Annotated in this window: 18 protein-coding genes and 1 pseudogene; 6 read left to right on the top strand and 13 right to left on the bottom strand. The window is 41.3% G+C overall.

Annotation, left to right across the window (positions count from 1 at the left end):
• Positions 1-822: 822 nt before the first annotated feature.
• From H0W62_11945 to H0W62_11925, 5 genes and pseudogenes are all read right to left on the bottom strand, one after another.
• A complete protein-coding gene (locus tag H0W62_11945; GenBank protein MBA3649239.1) occupies positions 823-1,395 on the bottom strand; it encodes a dihydrofolate reductase family protein in 573 nt (190 codons plus the stop codon).
• A gap of 536 nt (positions 1,396-1,931) precedes the next feature.
• The gene (locus tag H0W62_11940) at positions 1,932-2,126 is read right to left on the bottom strand and encodes a hypothetical protein (GenBank protein ID MBA3649238.1); all 195 of its coding nucleotides are present in this window, start codon (positions 2,124-2,126) and stop codon (positions 1,932-1,934) included.
• A 272-nt stretch (positions 2,127-2,398) separates the two neighbouring features.
• A complete protein-coding gene (locus H0W62_11935; GenBank protein MBA3649237.1) occupies positions 2,399-3,763 on the bottom strand; it encodes an alpha,alpha-trehalase in 1,365 nt (454 codons plus the stop codon).
• Positions 3,764-4,065: 302 nt separating this feature from the next.
• Entirely contained in the window at positions 4,066-5,118 is a 1,053-nt protein-coding gene (locus H0W62_11930; protein MBA3649236.1) for an adenylate/guanylate cyclase domain-containing protein, read from the bottom strand.
• A 114-nt stretch (positions 5,119-5,232) separates the two neighbouring features.
• A pseudogene (locus H0W62_11925) lies at positions 5,233-5,470 on the bottom strand (DUF433 domain-containing protein).
• Between the two features lie 134 nt (positions 5,471-5,604).
• Here H0W62_11925 and H0W62_11920 point away from each other — a divergent pair.
• The 6 genes from H0W62_11920 to H0W62_11895 all read left to right on the top strand — a co-directional run bounded on the left by H0W62_11920 (position 5,605) and on the right by H0W62_11895 (position 12,420).
• Entirely contained in the window at positions 5,605-5,832 is a 228-nt protein-coding gene (locus H0W62_11920) for a DUF433 domain-containing protein (protein MBA3649235.1), read from the top strand.
• A complete protein-coding gene (locus H0W62_11915) occupies positions 5,829-6,176 on the top strand; it encodes a DUF5615 family PIN-like protein (protein ID MBA3649234.1) in 348 nt (115 codons plus the stop codon). Before H0W62_11920 ends, H0W62_11915 begins: the two co-directional genes overlap by 4 nt.
• 72 nt (positions 6,177-6,248) lie before the next feature.
• Positions 6,249-8,285, top strand: coding sequence for a hypothetical protein (locus H0W62_11910; protein ID MBA3649233.1), 2,037 nt, complete (start codon positions 6,249-6,251; stop codon positions 8,283-8,285).
• Between the two features lie 377 nt (positions 8,286-8,662).
• Entirely contained in the window at positions 8,663-9,940 is a 1,278-nt protein-coding gene (locus tag H0W62_11905; GenBank protein MBA3649232.1) for a T9SS type A sorting domain-containing protein, read from the top strand.
• Positions 9,940-11,436 (top strand): glycoside hydrolase family 28 protein, encoded by a 1,497-nt coding sequence (locus tag H0W62_11900; protein MBA3649231.1) that lies wholly within the window; start codon positions 9,940-9,942, stop codon positions 11,434-11,436. The genes H0W62_11905 and H0W62_11900 overlap by 1 nt, the downstream gene beginning before the upstream one ends.
• A 69-nt stretch (positions 11,437-11,505) precedes the next feature.
• Positions 11,506-12,420, top strand: coding sequence for a hypothetical protein (locus H0W62_11895; protein ID MBA3649230.1), 915 nt, complete (start codon positions 11,506-11,508; stop codon positions 12,418-12,420).
• A 236-nt stretch (positions 12,421-12,656) separates the two neighbouring features.
• Here H0W62_11895 and H0W62_11890 read toward each other — a convergent pair whose 3' ends face one another.
• From H0W62_11890 to mutS, 8 genes are all read right to left on the bottom strand, one after another.
• On the bottom strand, positions 12,657-13,931 hold the full coding sequence (locus H0W62_11890) for a pentapeptide repeat-containing protein (GenBank protein ID MBA3649229.1): 1,275 nt from the start codon (positions 13,929-13,931) through the stop codon (positions 12,657-12,659).
• A gap of 144 nt (positions 13,932-14,075) precedes the next feature.
• On the bottom strand, positions 14,076-15,380 hold the full coding sequence (locus H0W62_11885; GenBank protein MBA3649228.1) for a sugar porter family MFS transporter: 1,305 nt from the start codon (positions 15,378-15,380) through the stop codon (positions 14,076-14,078).
• A gap of 521 nt (positions 15,381-15,901) precedes the next feature.
• Positions 15,902-16,204 (bottom strand): HigA family addiction module antidote protein, encoded by a 303-nt coding sequence (locus tag H0W62_11880; GenBank protein ID MBA3649227.1) that lies wholly within the window; start codon positions 16,202-16,204, stop codon positions 15,902-15,904.
• Between the two features lie 41 nt (positions 16,205-16,245).
• Positions 16,246-16,557, bottom strand: a complete 312-nt coding sequence (locus tag H0W62_11875; protein ID MBA3649226.1) for a type II toxin-antitoxin system RelE/ParE family toxin — start codon at positions 16,555-16,557, stop codon at positions 16,246-16,248.
• Positions 16,558-16,855: 298 nt separating this feature from the next.
• Positions 16,856-17,323 (bottom strand): hypothetical protein, encoded by a 468-nt coding sequence (locus H0W62_11870; GenBank protein MBA3649225.1) that lies wholly within the window; start codon positions 17,321-17,323, stop codon positions 16,856-16,858.
• A 544-nt stretch (positions 17,324-17,867) separates the two neighbouring features.
• Positions 17,868-18,149, bottom strand: coding sequence for an AAA family ATPase (locus H0W62_11865; GenBank protein ID MBA3649224.1), 282 nt, complete (start codon positions 18,147-18,149; stop codon positions 17,868-17,870).
• On the bottom strand, positions 18,133-18,342 hold the full coding sequence (locus tag H0W62_11860) for a hypothetical protein (protein MBA3649223.1): 210 nt from the start codon (positions 18,340-18,342) through the stop codon (positions 18,133-18,135). Before H0W62_11860 ends, H0W62_11865 begins: the two co-directional genes overlap by 17 nt.
• 743 nt (positions 18,343-19,085) lie before the next feature.
• On the bottom strand, positions 19,086-21,659 hold the full coding sequence (gene mutS, locus H0W62_11855; GenBank protein ID MBA3649222.1) for a DNA mismatch repair protein MutS: 2,574 nt from the start codon (positions 21,657-21,659) through the stop codon (positions 19,086-19,088).
• Between the last annotated feature and the right edge of the window lie 50 nt (positions 21,660-21,709).

Raw genomic sequence — 21,709 nt, 5'->3', positions numbered from 1 at the left:
CCTAATTTTGTTTTTACTAACTTGATTTCAGTTTTCATTTCTGACAGTTTAGGGGTTAATGAATTGTGTTAACTCAACTCTAAGTTAATCCCTGTCTGTCAGATTAAATGTTAGCTTTTACACATTAATGTTCATTCGAAGCACAAATGCTGAACCTTGCACAAATGTTTCTATGAAGCACGTCAGCCCGCCTTTGCCATACCGATGTTAGTGATTCGGCTTTCTGTTTTTTTAGTCTTGTCGCTTTGAAAATATGTCCTTATCCCACTTACGAAACTCATAATATTTGCTTTTAGGCTCTCCAGTCCAACCATTTATTCCTTTTTTCTTTGACAAATAATAGGCATGAATGTATAGAACCGGAATAATGATACTTGCAAGTAATATTATTGATACTGCTCTACCAAAGAAAACGGAAATTCCACAAATAATTAAAAGCGTTAAAATGTACTTTCCAACTCTTCTGATTTTGGTGTCCGTTCTTCAAAATGCCCCATTAGTATATTGCCTAATGCATATACTATACTTACAATAGCTATTTCAAACCATAGTGATTCAGTTACCCACATATTTTCCCTTTAAAATATTTCATTCCCTTTTGTAATCAGTATCGGTTTTCCGCTAGTATCAACAATTGTATGTTCTCTTTGTATATAGCTAATTGTCGTGTCCATTTTTTAGCATGACCGCTAACGGATTGCGTGTATGTGCAGTATCGGATTAGAAGCACCTTCCTGTCCGTTTAGCACTAAGTTTTTTAGATGCACAGACCTTCGATTACCACTACACTATTGGCACAGACGCGCTGTTAGCGGTTCGTTGTTATTGTCTGTCCACTATGTAATTTAGTTCTGTTACTCCGCAAGTAAATCGCCGGGTAGTCAATAGTTTTAGTTTTATTTTGTCTTTGATGTCTACAAACAATCGAATGCCTCGTCCAAGAATAATTGGATTAACAAATAGCCAGTAGCCGTCAATTAAGTTCAGTTGAATAAGTGAATGTGTTGCTGTTGGGCTACCAAAAAACAGGATCTCGCTACCTGCCTGTCGTTTTATTTCATTTATTCTGTCCGAAAGATTGTCGCTGATAATTGTTGTGTTAGGCAAATCCGCGTCTTTCATTGTTTTGGATAAAACAATTTTGCGAGCTTTGTTATACCACTTTGAATGATCAATGTCGTGCTTGCTCGCATTCGGCTCGTCTCCTGCGGCAGGCCAGTAACTTTCCATCATCTCATAAGTTACCCGTCCATATAATGCAGTGTCGGTTTCTCCTATCCGCTTACCGACATGATCAAAAATTTCTTCATCAACTTTAATCCAGTTCATTTCTCCGTTTGGCCCTGCTACAAAACCGTCAAGCGATATGTGCATAAATGAAATTAATTTTTTCATACAGTTCTTTTTTTTATTGTTGTCTATGATTTGTTACTGCCTTTTTACAATGACCGCTAACATCTATTTTACGCAACACGGACCAAGTTTGCAGCGTATAATTTCCATAAATGGCAGAATATACGCATGTCTTTAACTTTGTGAATACCGTTTATTACACCAGCTTATCCAAAGCTCTTTTTTAAATTGCGTACAACGTTTAGTGGTACAACGTGGCGCAATAGAACTACCATCACCCTGCTTAAAGATATAAAGCTTGATTGAAAATTGCTTTAGAGCCGCATACCGTCTGCCGACATTTTGCAAGTACTCTTTTTGTGCGCTTATGCTTCTTTATTGAATGCTAGTCTAAATAATGTGTGTCTGCCTTTGTGTTTAATTTATATTTCATTATAAAATTAATTGTTCTCTTGAGGCGCTCTCAGCTATATTTTCTTTATTTATTTTGAATACATTCCATATTCATCGACAGTTAAACTCATAATAGTTATGCGCTTCCGCTTTTCATTTTCTGCACAGCCTTTTCACCTTCTTCGTTAATGCCCATTATTTCCGTAAAAACCAATCTTTTTTCGTGTATTAAAAAACACAATTTTTGCTATTGGCGTATCGAAGCGGCGTATAATAGAAAAGCCTTCACTCCCAAAATCGGAAATAATCTTATCAAGGTTTGTAATGCTTGTGCTGTAAGCAATATGCTGAACACCACGATACACTTCTTTTACTACCACTAGCAATAAGTTTTGTAACCTGTCATGGTATGAATGTCAATATTTTTACAGTTAGTTTTCTCTTTTCGTATTGTTTTTAATGGTGTTCGTGATTGCTTAGCATTTAAATTTCGCATTGCTGCCATAGGTTTGTGGCTAACATGCTCTTGCATGAATGATTGCAGACTGCATAATTCATTGTCTTATGTAAATATTATACAATTGACTTACTTAAGAACTCAAGTCTATTTGGTTGGTGAGTTCGTTGCTAAAGTTAGTAACTACATTACCACCTATTGCAACCGGGTGTTCTTTACAATTCTCATATGCGCATAAATTCCGGCAGTCCATCCGATCATAGGAGGCGTTTTATACTCTTCATTGACTTTTAGATTTCCTTCCACGGCATTATACTTTTCCCACAAAGTGCCGGTTGATTTATACACAGCATAAACAGTGTTCACATATTTCGAACGAATGCGGTCAGCATCATCTTCATAGTTATACTTAGAAAGTGCCTCGGATATGATTAATGCATGAGGAGGCCAGGCATTCGGATAATCCCACTGATAGGTGAAATCATGCGTGCCTGCTTCGCAAGGCACCACACCGTGAGCGTATTCATAGAGTTTTAAATTTTCTTTCACGCTGTTCGCCTGATCAATGGAAGCGCATCCGACCCATAATGGTTGAAATGTTGCAACCGAAGTGACATTCGAAGACCGTTTATTTTCCATATCGTAATCAAGATACAGCCCCCGGGTTTCATTCCACAAGAGATCATCGATCCGTTTCTTTCTTTCCGTCGCCCGGGCAACCCATAATTTACTTTCCCCGTTTTCCAGTATTCGGGCAAAATCGGCCATTGTGACTTCATAGAGATAGAGGTTACTGTTGAGATCGACCGGTATAAAATCAGAACAGCGGCCGTCGAACCGCGGAGTAAAATCATAACCTGCTTCGGCCTCTGCCAGCCGGTGACCGGCAATGGAAATTTTTTCTTCATCAGTAGTTGCATTGAGTGGCAACCGGACTTTTTTCAGATGCTCATAAAAATTGGCGAGATACTCCGGTGTCGCATCGTGATGATGGCGAGATAATCCGTACGTCGTACTCCTTTTTGTGTTCCAGAATTCATACTCCTTGCTGATGAGCGGGTAAGCCGTTTTCAGCCACTCCTTATTTCCTGTAGCCGCATAAACGTCTTTAACCATCATACACAGATAAGGCGGCTGTGAGCGATTGGTCATATCGAGACGATTGCTGTTTGGCATGAACCCAAGGCTCTCCACGAGGAAGAGTACATCGTTCACATTGTTTTCTGCCTGGCGAATGTCACCGAGCGCAATCAACCCGCGATTCAGAAAATAGGTATCGTAGTAAAACAGGTTTTGAAAATGAATGCTGATGCATGGTACGTTGAAGTCATACGGAAGCGGAATACTTTTTCCTAAAGGGTCAACGTCAGAATGCGGTCGCAATGTTTTGCCGATTGAATCCCTGATGTATTTCAGAATGCGATCACTCGGTGCAGCCGCATTACTATAAACAGGAAAACTGAAAGGAAGAAGGAGCGAGCCTGCAGCCGCAGCAAGGAGAAGGAATTCTCTTCTTTTCAGAACCTGTTTCATCATCACCACTTCACGGAGTTTTTGCAAAGGTATTATGTTATTTCAGGGATGATTTCCTTCAGTCCCTCCCGCCCTTAATGTCCCTAACGTCTAACATGAAGAAGTGAGTATAAGTCGCTAATCACAACATTGAAAATTTCTTGAAGAAAAAACGGAAGGCATTTCAATTTTTTTGTCTGATTTGTAGTCATTAATGAATGACAAATTGCTTGCGCTTGGGTTGTTGGTCGGCGACACTTGTTTGAGTCATAGAAACTGCGCGAATTCAATTCATAGTTGGGTGCAGTGCATGCGGTAATTTGCAAAACCAAGCTTACGTGAATTCCTATCTAACCTATTTCACCCAGCATCGGGCGAACCGCCTCCATCACGCTGAAAAGCTCTACTTCTGTTTCTTTGCCGCGAAGTGTTACGGCATCTATTCTTTCCCATTGAAAACCATTCATTTCTTTGATCCGGTTCATGAGAATGCCGGAAACGAGAAAGTCACGCTGATATTTATTGCATTCATTTTGAATTCTTGCAGTTGTATTAAGCACATCGCCATTATATACAATCTCCCGTTTCAAGTCACCAATTTGGGCACTTATAACTTTTCCAAAATGCAATCCGGCTTTAAACTCCGGCTTTACTCCAAAATTTTTGAGGTAATTCCCGCTATTTCTGAGAAGGCGTTCCCTGAACATGAAAAAAGCTCTCAGGCAATTCGAGTTCTCCAGGCCATGTTCCACCTCCCATGTAAGAACCACTTCATCTCCTATATATTGATAAATCTCAGCTTTAGTTTGAAGTACCGGTTGTGATATCTCGTGGAAGATCTCATTTAGCAATGTGTAGAAACGGACATGCCCCAGTTGCTCTGCAATCGTTGTAGATGATTTCATATCAAGGAACATGAAGATCCTTTCTTCCTCACGGGGTTGATGGTATTTGCCACGGATGAATTTCCATAAAACACCTTCTCCAAGCAAATGATTGATCTGCAGAAAGAATACAAGGAAGCTGTAAACCACAAGGGCATAAAGGACTAATACCAACAGGCTCATAGACTTCAGAAAGATTGGGAGTTCACTCATTTTACGGCCCTCAGATAAACCTGCTATAATCGCCATGGAAACCGTCACAAAAAAAATGACAGCAGTATAAAGCATGGCTTTATATACAAGCATCTTTGTAAAGGACCATTGCCGAAACCTTTTTTCAGCCTTCGGGAACAGAAATAATTCCAGAAAGCCAAAGACCAGACCTAATGGGAATCCCAACAATACACTATTAAAATCGAGGCGCTGTTCGCCGATGAGTTGATAGATCACACCCGCGAAACCTGTACCAAGGCAAATGAATAGTAGCGTTTTGAGTTTTCTGATGAAGTTAGGTTGCATGCAGGAAGAAATATACGATTAGAAAAATTGCAATTCCCGCCCAGCCTTTTTCCTGCACCCGTGTAAACATCATGTTCGTTCAGGAGTTGCTTTATTCTTTTATGAAGATTCTCATCAAGCAAAGGCTTCATACCATTCTTTTGCTTTCGCAGATGAAACTATTTTGCTTGCGATGTCGAGCACAGCCAATGCTTGGTCTTTTGTTACTTTTGGAAAATCATCCGGGAATTCTTCCAGCGGACATTCCTGCTTCAAGATTATCAAATAAACTTTCATTTGAAACGCGTGTTCCCTTAAATACAGGTGTGCCTCCGAGGATTTCTGAATCAATATTGATGACATCAGTTTTCATATTTTCAAAATTAAAATGATTTTCGCTAGAGTTGATTGCTCTCTATCTTGCCCGAGCCTTTTGTGCCGTGTGGGTGCAAGAGCCAGTTCGCCGAACAATTCTTTTCTAACTTTACGATTCTTAATTCGATTGAAATGGAAAATCACAAGCTAATAGAGCGCAATCCGGAAGTGATGCTCGGGAAACCGATAATTAAAGGAACACGGATTACTGTAGAACTCATCATCAGGAAAATCGCAGGTGGTTATTCAATTGACGAATTGCTGAAAGCTTACCCTCATCTCACGAGGGAACAAATACAGGCGGCTCTTGAATTCGCAGCCGACATGGTTGCCAATGAAGAGGTCATCATCACACAATGATTATTGCTGATGAGAACCTTGAACAATACTGGATTGAATTGCTTCGCGACAAGCGCTTCGAAGTGTTTTCCATTCGCGATGAAAAACCGGGAATCTCTGATCGTGAAATTGCAGAGTTTGTTCGCTCAAGAAATGGTTGCTTAATTACAGAAGACAAAGATTTTGGTGAGCTTATATTTTCTTACGGTGTTAAAAGCCTCTCTGTAATTCTCCTTAGGTATGATCAGCCGCGCTACTCCCAAATTGAACCGGTGCTCCTGAAATTTCTTAGTGATTATGTAACTCCTGCTGAGAATTTATTTGTAACAGTAACTCCGGGAAGAGTCAGAGTTCGTTCGATATAATCATTGCAAGAGTTTTCCTCATGGCACAAGCCTCTATTCAGGAAATACGACTTCTGTATACATTTGCGTGTAATGAAATTTTGCCTCTCCATTTTTTTTCTCTGTGCGATGGCGCTGGGATTGTTCGGCAGCTTCAACCAAAATTCTGCGCCCGCTACTGAAGCTATTTCATATTACCCAACTTCCAAGCCCTTCGTCAGATGGTGGTGGTTCGCAACGGAGATAAGAAAACCGGATATCAAGCACCAGCTCGATTGGGTGAAGAAAATGAATTTTGGTGGCGTTGAAATCTGCTGGCTGTATCCCTTATACCGGTATCAGAAAATGTATACTGACAAATATAACCGCCATTATCCCAAAGACACCTCTGCGCAAAAATGGCTCAGCCCCGAATGGTCAATTGTGGTAGCGTTTGCAAAATCATATGCTGATTCAATTGGACTCTCATGCGATTTTACCTTCGGCAGTGCCTGGATTATTGCCGCGACTTATATTGATAAAGCACACAGCACACAGATTTATGGTGATACCACTTTCCGGCAGTCGCTCACCTACGCGTGGACTTATCCTGATACGCAATGGGTGATCAATCATCTCGACAGCGAAGCATTTAAAATCTACGCAGGACCGATGGTCAATGCGCTAAGCGGTGCGCTGAAAGGATCCAAATCTGCGCTGTTCACCGATTCATGGGAGATTAAGCTGAATGCAACGAACAAAATATGGACGCAAGGGTTTGAAAAAACATTTCGTGAAAAATTCGGGTACGACATAATTCCTTACATGAAAGCCGGGCTTGATTCCTTTCCCGATGTTCGTTACGATTACATGCTGCATTTAGATGATTATGTCACCAACGGATATTACAAACCCTTCGTGGAAAAATGCAAGGAGCTGGGAACATGGTCAAAAGTTCAGTGCCTGGGAGCGCCTGCCGATGTGATGACGCTCTATTCGCTTGCGGATATACCGGAAACAGAAGCGATGTTAAACAACCCGCGCTATGGTAGGATTGTGAGCTCGTCTGCCTGCCTCGCTTCAAAAAACGTTGTATCGAGCGAGACTTTTACCTGCATGTATGGATTTCCGGCGACCTATCTTCGGAAGGAACAAACCGCCGACCTGAAAATGGTAGCCGATGCTTTATTCGCGCAGGGAATCAATCATCTTGTTTATCACGGCATGCCGTATAATCCGGTTGGCTCTGATTCCATTGATTTCTTTGCCACCACTTATTTTGGACCTAACGGAAGCCTGACACCGGAGTTGCCTGCATTCAATTCGTATATCGAAAAAGTTTCCGCTTTTCTGCAAAAAGGAAAAACATATACTGATGTGGCTGTGTATATTCCCTATGAAGACGGCGTAATGAAAGGCGCATATCCTCCGGAACGGCAACGTGTATGGGTCTGGGGTGAATATGAATTAAGATACGTGTATTTTCCCGAAGAAACACAGGGTTATCACCCCATTTGGATCAATAGGTATTTTTTAGAGGAAGCGAAATATCACCCCGTTGTTGGCGGGGCAGGCACCGCGGTTGGCGGGGGGAGATTGACGGTTGGAGATGCAGCATTCTCTGTCCTTTACATTGATGTTGACTACATGGATGTGCGGGCATTGAAAAAAGTTTTAGAATTTGCAAAAGAAGGATTGCCGGTCTGCATGAAGCGCCAGCCCAAGCAACCCGGCTTCATTAAATCTCAGGAGTACTCTAAAATGTTGCAAGAGTTGTCTTCATTGAATAATGTTTCCGAAAAATTCGAGAAAGTTGTTCAACATCCTCCTTTGATTCAGGGAGATAGTTTGCCGGAATATTGGTGCCGGGTAGAGAACGATGGTACGCACTACCTGTTCCTGTCACAACCGCTTTCGAAGGATTTGACGTACCCTGTTTATTCAGGACAGTCGCTCATGAAGCAATCCGTCTTTCGTGAACTCACGATCAACATCAACGGAAAAGCTATCCGGCATAAATTTGAGTTCAAACCATATCAATCGCTCGTGGTAAGAATCGCACCGAATGGTAAATTGAAATTTATTGATATCACCTTTGTGCCTAAAGACCCGGTGGTGCGTCCGCATGAGGAACAGAAAATGCACTTTTAATTTAAGGGGATATGAAGATGCAAAAGTAAGAAGTTCGATACCGTTGGTTTCTTCCAGAATGTAAAAGAACAAATCGCAAAAGATTTGGAAGGCAAATCCTTTCAGGAACACAAAGTCATTTTGAAAAAATTAGAATCGGGAGAAATGAAATTGAAGCCTGCCTGTTGAATCGCAAATGGTAAAAATCGCACCGAATGGTAAAATGAAATTTGTTGATATCACATTTGTTCCGAAGGATACTATGGTGCGTCCGCATGAGGAATAGAAAATGCACTTTTTTTTGAGCGACTCAAGCGGATGATTGAGCCAGATAGGGTGACGATATGCGATTTAACCATATCGTAAATTCAAACTAATTTCAAGTAATTAACTGAATAATGAAAAAACTTTCTACCATTCTTTCACTGACTCTTTGTTCCATCACAGCTTTCGGACAATGGGCAGACATCACTCCTGTCTCGACAGCTCAGTGGCTTCATTCAACTTATTTTATCGGTAAGAACTATGGTTTTGTTGTCGGACGATATTGGAATGGTTCACAACCTACAGGAATGATTTTAAAAACAATAGATGGTGGAGCAAATTGGAACATTAGCTATACAGACACAATGCCTGAACTCCGCACTGTTTTCTTTTTGAATAATAACATAGGATTTATTGGAGGAGACAATGGTAAAGTTTACAGAACTACTGATGGAGGAAACAACTGGCAACTTCTTAATTCTAATACTACGAGTATGATCACCAAAATATATTTCCTTGATTCGAATATTGGATTCATAACTGCTGGCCACGAAGTTTTCAAGACGACAGATGAGGGCAATAATTGGACTCTTCAATTTAGTAGCAGTAGCATTTTTACATCGATAACTTTTATAGACTATCAATCTGGATTTATTGTCGGGTGCGTAACTAACTATTACGGTTGGCCAGAGTTCCCAGCAATTTATAAAACTATAAATGGGGGAACTACTTGGACATTAACTGCCTTGCTTGGATACACTTGCGTGTCCGATATTTCATTTCCTATAACTTCTAAGGGATTTGCAATGGGGGAAGAAGGTCTATTTGCTAGGACAATTGATACCGGAACAACTTGGATTCAAAATAACATTACAAATACTTATGGAGTCAACTCCATATTCTTCCTTGACACTTTAACCGGATATGCCGTAGGTAGAAATTACGCCACAGGTCAATATGCCTTTATCATAAAGACCAATGATGGCGGTGTAACATGGTCAGATGACCTGAGTTTTACAACTGAAGCGTTGGATGAGGTTTTTTTTCCGACCGATACGGTTGGATATGCTGTAGGAGGTTCTGGTGTTGGAGTAATATTAAAAAATGACAATGGAACATTTATCCAAGAAGCATCTGCTGCCAATAGTTGCTTTGAATTGATTGGCGTTAATCCTAATTCAGCTACAAAAAAATTAAATTTCAATTTTAGAGCGAGCACATCAAAAACAATTTTTCTTGAAGTATTTAATTCACTTGGTCAGTTAATGTTATCAGCAAATTTTGAAAATGCAATTCATACGCAAACATCAGAGACCAAAGAGATTGATATTTCAATTTTACAGAAAGGTCTCTATATTATTAGGATAGAGAGCGAATGTAACTTGGCGACAAGAAAAATAATATTGGAATAATGCGGTTAGTAATTCTTTTCTGCTTTCTTATTTTCAACCAACATATCCTTTCTGCAAAGGATTACAACATTGTTGATTTTGGTGCGGTGCCAGATGGAAAAACAATGAATACCTCCGCTATTCAATCAGCTATTGATGCGGCATCTAAAAAAGGTGGAGGACAGGTGATAATACCTGAAGGAATTTTTTTAACCGGAAACATCATTTTGAAGTCAAATGTTGAATTGCATTTGACGGAAAAAGCTGTTCTGCTCGGAAGCACAAATCCTGATCATTATAGTAAACTGAACCGGTGGTTAGCTCTCATATTGGCAGACGGTCAAAACAATATCGCTATTACAGGCCATGGGCAAATAGATGGTCAGGGTCGCCGCTTAGCACTCAATATTGATAGTCTTTTTTATGCCGGTCAGCTCGATAGTGCGTATTATAATTTGGTAGAAAGAAGACCATCGTATTTGGTACGTCCTCAGCTCATCGAGTTTGTACGGTGTACAAATATCAAAGTCAGAAATGTGATGCTTCTGAATGCGGCGTGCTGGGTACAGGCCTATTACCAGTGTACTAATATTATCCTGGACAGTGTTCACGTTAACAGCGATGCGTATTGGAACAATGACGGCATTGATATCGTGGATTGTCACCAGGTGCGTATTACGAATTGCTATATCAATGCTGCGGACGATGGCATCTGTCTGAAATCGGAATCCGTAAATCATTACTGTGATAGCATTTATATCGCCAATTGTACCGTACGCTCAAGCGCCAGCGCCATCAAATTCGGGACAAAGTCACTGGGTGGGTTTAAAAATGTGACTATAGAGAAGATCAAAGTATATGACACTTTCCGGTCCGCAGTCGCCATCGAATGTGTGGATGGTGGTTTCCTTGAAGATGTGCTGGTTGATCATATAGAAGCCGTGAATACAGGAAATGCCATCTTTATCAGATTGGGAGAAAGAGAAAAAACCCGAACTGCCGTGGTATTAAAAAATGTCGCCATAAAAAATATGAAAGTGGATATAGCTTTTGAGCGCCCCGATTACGACTACGAAATCCGGGGGCCGGAGCTGCCATTTTTCCATAACATATTCCCTTCATCGATTACAGGAATTCCCGGACACCCGGTGGAAAATGTAACGCTGGAGAACATTGAAATCCGTTATCCGGGAAAAGGTAATAACGGTTTAGCCAGCATGCCCCTCTCACGGTTGGATCAGGTTCCCGAAAAGGAAGCCGGCTACCCCGAGTTTTCTATGTTTGGTGAATTGCCGGCCTGGGGGTTTTATGTGAGGCATATGAATGGGCTGAGCATGAAAAATATTAAGCTCAGCATTGACGCCGCAGATTACAGGCCGGCATTTGTCTTCGACGATGTTCGCAACCTGAATATCGATTCAGTGATCATAAACGGGGATAGCAAGCCTAAGTATTTGATTTTGCATAATACAGAAAATGTGAAAATTGACAATGACCAGGCTGTATTGAGATTGTAAATGTGTACACTGAATAGTAACCGGTTTCTGATTGTGCTTTTGTTACTCTGTTGCATAGGCTGTAGCCGGTTGCAACATACTACCATCAATGATGTACGGATCTGTGCTTGTGACACCTCTGCTGACAGCACCATCTATAGTACAGTAAGAGGAGCATTACTTGGTAGCAGATTTAAATCTCTCGACGAATTAAAATCTGTCATTAGCATTGAATATTTCAACGACAACGCCGACACAGACAGCACGATCCATGGAAATTCAAAGGTTTGTATAAGAGACTGCAGTAATGGAATGGAGGTTGTAAATGTGTTGGCGTCCGGTATAAGCCAGGGTGACATCGCCGCTGCAAGAGATGGTGATTTCTGGGATCACCTTAGTATCATTTTCCGTTCGCCATATGCAGTAAGTAACAGAAAAGATCTGGAGAGGGTCTTTCTCCTGGCACGGTTCAGACCCAACTTATTTGGAGAGGGTGATGTAGCTTTTTTTAGCCTGGCTCAGGCTTCATTCCGTAATATCAATACAGCAGATTTGGCTTTCGCCAATTCCAGAGACACAACTGAAAAAGGTTATATCAACACGTTTAATCACATTACGGCGCAGGCATTCATTACTTCGTGCTTTTCAGAAGAGCTGGCGGATTTTGTCGGCGACATACATGAACGGTATTACCATCCGGAATTGATACTCGGAAAGTTCACAGAAAAGCAAATCGGCGATCTGGACGAAGGACCGGTTGACAATTATGTGGACTTAATCAATAATGAATGGGGACAGCAAATTGGTAAACAACTAAAGGTCAAGTATAATATTAACCGGGAAACATGGTGGAAGCCCGAGCTAGTAGCAAACTATCTGAATGACCTGCAGCATTATTACAGCTGGGCCCTGCAAATTGGTTTTAAGCCTTTCAAACCTGAAGATGAACAAGTGACTAAATTTTCGAGGAAGATGAATGCGGTGATGAATAGGAAGTCGTTTTGAAAAATATCAGGAAACACCATGCGAAAGCTTTTTGCTCTGTGCTTCAGTACAGGGTTGCATTAGATTTAATTGATCGGCTTTAGCCATTAAACACTATAAATTAATATTTGGGAATGAATTCATTAAATCAATTTATCCTGCCGGGCGGAAGAAGCCGAAGTTCATATGGTTTATTGACCTCAACGTACTTCCAGGTAAGTGTTAACCAAAGTTTGTTATGAAAGACAAAATGTAGTTTAATTTTCAATCTTTCTTAAACGGCAAATAGGATGTTTCCACTGATCTAAAGAATCTTTTACAATACTGTAGCCGTTCTGAATTTCTTTTACACCAGTTAATCGCCATTCATTGACCTTTTGAATCCAATTTGAATCGACTAATGCCTTGTTTAACTCCGTTCCGAGCAAATTAGCTTCATTTAAATTGATACTTCTTAAATCCGTCCTGGTTAAATCAGCCTTGTTCAAATCTGCTTTTCTCAGTTCTGCGCCCACAAAATTCACCCTTGTCAGGTTGGCCTCAGTTAAGAGCGCCCCTTCCAAATCGGCCCATTGAATGGATGCTTCACGTACGTCGGCCTTTATCAATTGAGCACTTATCAACTGCGCGCCATCCATATTAGCGAATTGCAGGTTTGTTCCATTTAATGTAGCCCACCTCAAATCCGACCTTTTCATATCAGCCTTGCTTAGGTTGGCTTCATTCAAATTTGCCCCCCACAGATTTGCATCCTTTAAATCAGCCTTACTCAAATTTGCATTGCTCAGGTCTCCATCTTTTAAATTTGCACCGCTCAAATTTGCACCGCTCAGGTCTGCATTTTTTAAATCTGCACCGCTCAAATCAACCCCGGCAAAAGATGCACGCTGTTTTATTCTGGCAAAAGAACCTGAATCCATTTTCATCAGAATCAAGGCCATTAATAGCTGTCCTTTCTCAGGACTAAATGCTTTCTCTGACAGGCTGTCACTTTCTAAATATTTATAGGGCTTAAAAGAAAAACTGAGCGCTGCTATTCTTGCAATGATGGCTTCACTCACTGTGCCGGTTTTTTTTAACTCCTCTTCCGTATTATCCAGGATGTTACTCATGAAAAAGATCATGTTGCTTTTTCTGACGGACTCAATCAACTCCGATTGCTCCTGAATTTTCTTATTCTGTTTCAGAATTTGAGTCTTAAAAAGCTTACTCTGACGGTAAATTAAAAAACTGCTGATGGATCCGCCGGCTACAATGAAAGAAGCAACTACGATCCAAATGATGGCATAAGTCCGGCTTGCTGTTTTTGGATCCTGCTGCACAGGCTGTCCGCCAATCAGGCGGAGCAGGAACGAATGTTTCTTCCAGGCAAATAACAGGGTGAGTACCAGTAATACCAGTGCGACACATGCGGTGAAACCCATGAGAAAGGAAGGGTTCACTTCTACATACGGCAGGCGGAGAAAGCCAAGGAACCATCCCATCACAGCTCCCAGGATCATTCCGATGAGAAGATTTCTTGCTGGTTTCATGAGGGCAAGGTAATTATTTTAGAAAGCTGGGGACCAGTAACAAGTAATGGACTTCTCTTTCGAAACCTATTGAGAAATTGATCTTCCGCAGCTCTTACCCTAGCACGCCGACAAGCTCAATACAAGCTTGGTAAAAGGGTGCAATTATTTGGTTAATTTCCTGCTCACTTCTTCGAGACTAATTCCTTTCGTTTCCGGCATTTTTAATCTGACCCAGAGTAATTGACCGACCATCATGATGGCAAAAAAGGCAAAGACGATTCCTGCGCCGACGGTAGAAAACAGAAAAGGAATAAGTGATGGAATGGCTGCTGCCAGCACCCAGTGAACCGATGACCCGAAGGATTGACCCGGTGCGCGTAAATGTGTCGGAAATATTTCTGCGATGAATACCCAGATGACGGTGCCTTGTCCTATGGCATGTGCTGCGATGAAAACAAAAAGAAAAAAAGATACGCTAAAACCTTTCCATCCAAAGTAGAAAGACAGTGCTACAAGCGTTAGTGAGAGGATGTATCCGAATGAACCAATGTACATCAGTTGTTTTCTGCCAAGGCGATCTATTAATGCCATGCCAATCAACGTGAATAAAACATTGATGAAACCAATCCCTGCACTGCTCAGCAGGGCAGAGCTGCTGACTATTCCGGCCTCCTCAAATATTCGGGGTGCGTAATACAAGATTGCATTGATTCCGGAGAGCTGATTAAAGAATGCAATGAAGAATGCAAGCAACAGTGCGGGCCTGTATTTCTTCATAAAAATATTTTCATTCCTGAGTGCTTCCCGGGGCCTCTCCACTGTAAATGAATTTATATCACTGTCCTGGCCAATCATCTTTAAAACCTTCTCTGCTTCTGCAACCCTGCCTTTTATAACAAGCCATCGCGGACTGTTTGGGATAAACAGTACGGCAATCGTATAGATGAATGAAGGAAAAGCCGCCACCCCAATCATATATCTCCAAGGTTGTTCACCCGCATTTCTCAGCAGGTAGTTAGACAGGAATGCGGTGAGAATACCGACCACAATGCTCAATTGATACATCGCCACGAGCCGTCCTCTTTTTTGAGGAGGTGCAATTTCTGAGATATAGCCCGGGGCAGCGATGGTTGAAGCGCCTATCCCCAACCCACCGATAAATCTGAAAAAGGCAAACGTATATGGGTCATTGGCAAGGGCAGCGCCAACCGCAGAAACAAAGTACAGGACACCAATTGCGATAAGCGTATTTTTTCTGCCGTACCTGTTAGTAGGTATTCCGCCTGTTATGGCTCCTGCTACAGTGCCCCATAAAGCAGATGCCATGACAACGAAACCATGAAAAACATCAGACGTGTTCCATAGCTCCTGCAGCTTTTGATCCGCGCCTGAAATCACAATGGTATCAAATCCAAAGAGGAGCCCGGCAAGGGCTACTGAAAAAGACCAGAAAAGAATTTTACTCATTTGTTACGGATTCTTCAGGATAATTTGTTTCGCATGCATACTGTAAAAAAAGGTATGTTTTATGGTAATAATTTAATGATTCAATTAAACTTGAGCTTTTAAGTGGTACGTGTAAATTTTCAAATCCTCAAAAGTTCTATATGGTTCGCGTCGTTTCGTGTAGTTATCGTTCTTTTAAATAATATTGTTATCTCTAAGTCAGTTTATAAATAAATTCTTCTATTTGATAATTTAGGAAGGTCAACAGATTGAGTACAGGTTATGAAAGTAGCCAGGCTACTGATATCAAATCCAATGGAATTTCTATTCAGAAGTCTGGCTTCTACTAAAATAGTTCCTCCTCCCACAAAAAGGATCCATAATCAAATCCTCTGGTTGAGAAAAAGTTTAAATTGCTTCTCAAACAAATTTCGGAGAAACCTTGCAGGGGAATTGTAAAAATCGTGGGAAAATCCTTTTACAATATTTTTATCGCTTACACCCTCAAGAAATAAATCAATGTTCTTAATTTCTTTTGTCATTTAAGCGGCTTCTGATTTTTTATTTCTTTCTATAAATAAATCATGATAAACTTGAATCCTCATCCAGTATTCGGCGGAAATACCTAACAGCTTTTGCAACCTAATAGCAGTAGCTGCACTTACATGCCTTTTACCATGCAACAATTCACTGAAATGCCCGGGCTTTATTCCAAGTAATTCAGCACATTCAGCTTTCTTAATATTTCTTGCTGCTAATTCCATCTGCAAGATTTCACCCGGGTGAAGATTTACATCAGTATAAATTTCTTTTCCACGGGAATTGACAACTTTATAATCTGCCATAATATTTTATTTTAAATGTTGCTGAATTTAATAGCATCTTATCATTGATAATGATTCGTCAGGTCTTCTATTATCAATATGTCTGTAAGCACTATTCGTTCTTTTTCAATACTCAGGATCAACCTGTATTGTAAATCAACTCTCACTGAAAAAAAGCCTTTATAGTCACCTCTCAAAGCTTCAAGATTTAGTCCTCTGAATTTTCTTAATTCTTTAATGCTTTCAGTATTCTGAAGCATTAAAACCGTTTTTTTAAACTTCAGTATAACCTCTTTACTGTACTTTGGTTTACCAGCCACCTGCTTACCTTCATAGATTTTTTGAAGATAAGAGTTGTTAAAAGATACTATCATTTATGCTATTATAAAAACCCAGGTGTTGCCTTAAGAATTTACCAAATTTAGGGAAATTAATTTATTTACCAAAACATGGGAAGTATATTTAAAATAGTTGAGTAGGTTTTTTGCTCAAATTACTGCGGTATAGTAACGAAAAGCTTCCAGCTCGAACCTTTTGAAGATAACAGCAGTCAAGCATTGAGCGATAGCCAAGAATAAAGTTGAGAATGTTACTTCTTTTCAAAGTCCTTTTTATCTATGAATTAAGTGCAATATCAAATGGGTTCGTCCGTGTTATAATACATTCCAGGCTTTATTTCCCCATCTTATCCTTCATCTCGTGCAGCTTCATCAATGCCTCTATAGCTGTTAGGGTATTCGGATCTACCAGCCGCAACCATTCTTTCAGCTTTGCCAGCTCGGGGTCTTCCACCTGGAACAGGTTTAACTGCATATTGTTTTTCGGCAGCCTTCGTATCTTCTGCTGCAGGTTTTTCGCAATGGTCTTTTGCTCGAGCTCTTCGAGCAGCTCATTGGCGCGGTTCACAACTTCCTGAGGAATGCCTGCCATCTTTACCACTTGTATGCCGAAGCTGTGCTCACTGCCGCCGCGCTGTAACTTTCTTAGGAATATCACCTTATTTGCAGATTCGCGAACCGAAACGTTGTAGTTCTTTACACCCTCGCCCTGTCTCCCGGAAGCAATTAAGATGAGCTTGAGGACAGGGCGAAACTTGTTTACGACACTCTGATCAAGTAAATTTATTATAAACGTTTGAATGTCGGTAAAGAGACTTTATACAGGTAGTGATACTTTTTATTTCTGCACCTTTACCTGCAACCGGTGGTTGCCTCTTTTTCACTTACCAATGCATTTGACCAGGTATATAATTGGTTCCATATTATGTATTTATTTAGATACAAGATAACAGGATATGTAATTATGCCAAATCATGTGCATTTCATTATTTTTTACACCGGAACAGATCATCAGTTAAACCAAAGGGTAACCAATAGAAAAAGATTTATGGCATATGAAATAGTAAAACGGTTAAAGTTACAGCAGGAAATAAATCATTGGATTTACTAAAGCAGAATGTTGTGCCGTGTGACTGGAAAACCGGTAAGCTTCACCAGGTATTGAAAGATTCGTTTGATGCTAAAAAGATTTTAAGTGATGAAATGATGATGCAGAAACTATATTATATGCATCGCAATCCAGTCTCTAAAAAGTGAAATGCTTGTAAAAGATTACGTGGACTATCCGCATTCAAGTGCCCGATACTATGAAACCAATGCGCAAGGTGTTTTTACCGTAATACATTTTAAAGATGTATAAAATATCTATGTCTTGAGACCGCCCTGTCCTCTGCTATGCTAAAAGCAATATTTCTCAACGCATCTTTTCCTTTATGTCTTCCAATTTCTTCATTGGAAAGATGTTGTATCTGATCATAGTAAAGCCACTCCATTGCATCAGTTAATGAACTTTTTCCTGTTCCATTATCCCCATATATTAAAATGGAGTTTCCATTCAAGTTCATTGAAAAATTTTCACGAATGCCTCTTATCCCTTTAAGACTTAAAGCTTTAATTTTCGTTTTCATTCTTTTCGATTTTGTCAACTTCTTTCTGCAATAAATCATCAAGGGCATTTTGAAGATTAGTATCTGTTAACTTATTCTTGCCATACAGAGAAACAAGTATATCAACGGTGCTTTCATCCGCATTTTCTACATTGTAGATTTCGGAAAAGAATTCATCAATGACCTGCTTGCCGCTTTTAATAGAATCATTCATAATTGTAATATTTATTGAAAATAATTCCAATCAATAACCAATTTTGCATTAACAAACTTACCTAATATTTCAAATCCTGATTTGTTGTTACAGATTGGATATATGCCGTATTTATCAACGAAATCAAATATAAAATATGCTTCAAGATTCTCAATATTGAAGACCCAAAACTTCCTCAACATTTCAAATGGAATAAAAGTAAAAAATAGGCTATCGACTTTCCGGTAATTACTTAATCCAATATTTTTTGATTTCCCTCCAAAATGCTCTGTTATCTGCTACCTATACTATTTGTTTTCTTTTCACTCATTCCAATATAAATCAGTCGAGACTTTTTAAATGGGTATTGTATCTGTGTATTTTTCGTGAAAATGAAATATAAACCGACTAAATGAATTAACGGCTTAATATTTTGAATCTCAAATGACTTTGGTATATCAAAAAATATTTCTAGTTCTTTTTCTTCAATGTTCATTAGTTTTAAGGTACTAAGGTTTTTTTGTGGTTAATATGTTCTTTTGGAAATGGATTCGCTAATGCAACACCATGGCGGATGAGATTCGGTTAATGTCGTTTGAAATTTCATGAGGCATACGGCACTGTTTTTAATGGATCATGGACTTCTACATAGCCGTTTTGGGCAGCAAGGGCTTCAAATTAAATTCAACTGTATAGACAATAGGTCGGTTGACCGTGCAAATTGTTTGTACCATTCTGGGGGGTTGAACTGCACTTTCCAGTCCCTATTTCCCCATCCTATCCTTCATCTCATGCAGCTTCATCAAGGCCTCGATAGGTGTGAGCGTATTTGGGTCTACCAGCCGAAGCCATTCCTTCAGCTTTGCCAGCTTAGGATCTTCCACCTGGAAGAGGTTTAGCTGCATGTTGTTCTTCGGCAGCCTGCGGATCTTCTGCTGCAGGTTTTTGGCAATGGTCTTTTGCTCTAATTCTTCGAGCAGCTCATTGGCGCGGTTCACTACTTCCTGCGGAATGCCCGCCATCTTCGCCACGTGGATGCCGAAGCTATGCTCACTGCCGCCGCGCTGCAGCTTCCGCAGAAAGATCACCTTGTTTGCAGATTCCCGCACCGAAACATTGTAGTTCTTTATCCGCTCGAACTTATTTTCCAGCTCGTTCAGCTCGTGGTAATGTGTAGCAAAGAGTGTCTTCGGCTTTCCCTTCGGATGGTTGTGCAGGAACTCTGCAATCGCCCAGGCAATGGAGATGCCGTCATAGGTGCTGGTGCCCCTTCCAATCTCATCCAGGATCACCAGGCTTCTATCAGAGATATTGTTCAGGATGCTCGCTGTCTCCGTCATCTCCACCATGAAAGTAGATTCGCCGCTCGATAAATTATCGGAAGCGCCTACACGCGTAAAGATCTTATCCGTGATCCCGATCCGTGAAGAAGCCGCCGGAACAAAGCTCCCCATTTGCGCCATCAAAACAATCAGTGCATTCTGCCGGATAAATGCAGACTTGCCCGCCATGTTTGGTCCCGTAATGATGATGATCTGCTGCTCCTCTTCATCGAGACAGAGGTCATTGGCGATGTAGGTGTTATCGTGCGCAAGCTGCTGCTCAATCACCGGGTGCCGGCCGCCTTTTATCTCCAGCGCATAGCCATCGTGAAGCTGCGGACGCGTGTAGTTATTCTTCAGGGCAATATGTGAAAAGCAAAGCAGCACGTCGAGTTTCCCGATCACCTGTGCATTCAGCTGCACCTGCGGCACAAAGTCCTTCAGCGCCATTACCAGCGCTTCGAATAACCGGAGCTCGAGCGATAAAATCTTTTCTTCGGCGCCGAGAATCTTATCCTCATATTCTTTCAGCTCGGGTGTGATGTACCGCTCTGCATTCACCAGCGTTTGCTTGCGTATCCATTCAGCCGGGACTTTACTTTTGTGTGCATTCGTAACTTCTAAATAATATCCAAAGACATTATTGAAAGAAACCTTTAGCGAGGTGATGCCAGTTCGTTCCTGCTCCGTCCGCTGGATGTTCAATAAATAATCTTTCCCCGAGTGGGCAATCTTCCGCAGATTATCGAGCTCCTCCGAAACACCCGCAGAAATGATTCCGCCTTTGGCTGCAACAGGAGGCGCATCTTCCCGCATTTCCTTTTCTATCCGGTGACGTATAATTAAGCACGGATTAAGCTGATCTGCAATCTTCTGAAATGGATCTTCGGAGCGCTGTGAAAAGATAGTCTTAATGTGCTCGATGGCCTGCAGGGCGCGCCGTATCTGGACCACTTCACGGGGATTGATCTTTCCCAGCGCCACTTTTGCAATCAGCCTCTCCAGATCACCGATCTGCCGGACCGCGATAGACAGTTGTTTCGCTAATTCAGGGTCTTTAATCAGCAGCTCCACAAATTCCAGGCGCTCTTCAATCGCTGCAATTTCCTTGAGCGGCAGCACCAGCCATTTGCGCAGCATGCGCGCACCCATGGGAGAGATGGTAGCATCCATCACCTGAAGTAAAGATTTCCCGCCATCACTGTTGCTGGAAAGTATCTCCAGGTTGCGGATGGTAAAGCGGTCGAGCCAGACGTAGCGCTCTTCCTCAATCCTGCTGATGCAGGTGATGTGAGTGATATTCGGATGCTCCGATTCCTGCAGGTAGTGCAATGCAGCGCCGCACGAGACGATCGCGGTTTTCATTTCAGCAATACCAAATCCCTTGAGCGACTGCGTTTCAAAGTGCTTGGTGAGCAGGTCATGCGCATAGTCCGTTTGAAAGACCCAATCGTCGATTGCGTAGGTATAAAATTTTGTCCCAAATAATTGTTTAAATTGTTTTTGCCTGGTTTTCGAAAAGATAACTTCCGACGGCGAAAGGCTTTGTAACAGCTTATCTATATAATCGGAATTTCCCTGGGCGGCATAAAGTTCGCCTGTGGAGATGTCGAGGAAGGCGGCACCAATGGTGTCCTCTTCAAAATGAATGGAGCAGAGAAAATTGTTGCTTTTGTTATCGAGGATTTTATCGTTGTCTGTAACGCCCGGTGTTATCAGCTCGGTTACGCCGCGCTTCACAATAGTTTTGGTAAGCTTCGGGTCTTCGAGCTGATCGCAGATGGCAACTCGATAGCCTGCACGAACGAGTTTCGGCAAATACGTATCGAGCGCATGGTAGGGAAATCCCGCAAGATCAACATATGCAGCCACGCCGTTTGCACGCTTCGTGAGCACGATGCCGAGCACCTGCGCCGTGATGACGGCATCGGTATCGAACGTCTCGTAAAAGTCACCTACACGGAACAGCAGCAAGGCGTCCGGGTATTTGGTCTTGATGCGCTTGTACTGCAGCATCAAGGGGGTTTCTTTTATTTCATTGGATTCTTTCAAGTGACAAATTGAGC

This window comes from Chitinophagales bacterium (assembly GCA_013816805.1).
GTDB lineage: Bacteria > Bacteroidota > Bacteroidia > Chitinophagales > UBA10324 > MGR-bin340.
The sequence above is the reverse complement of the archived record's forward strand: the minus strand, read 5'-3'. Positions and strand labels throughout refer to the sequence as shown.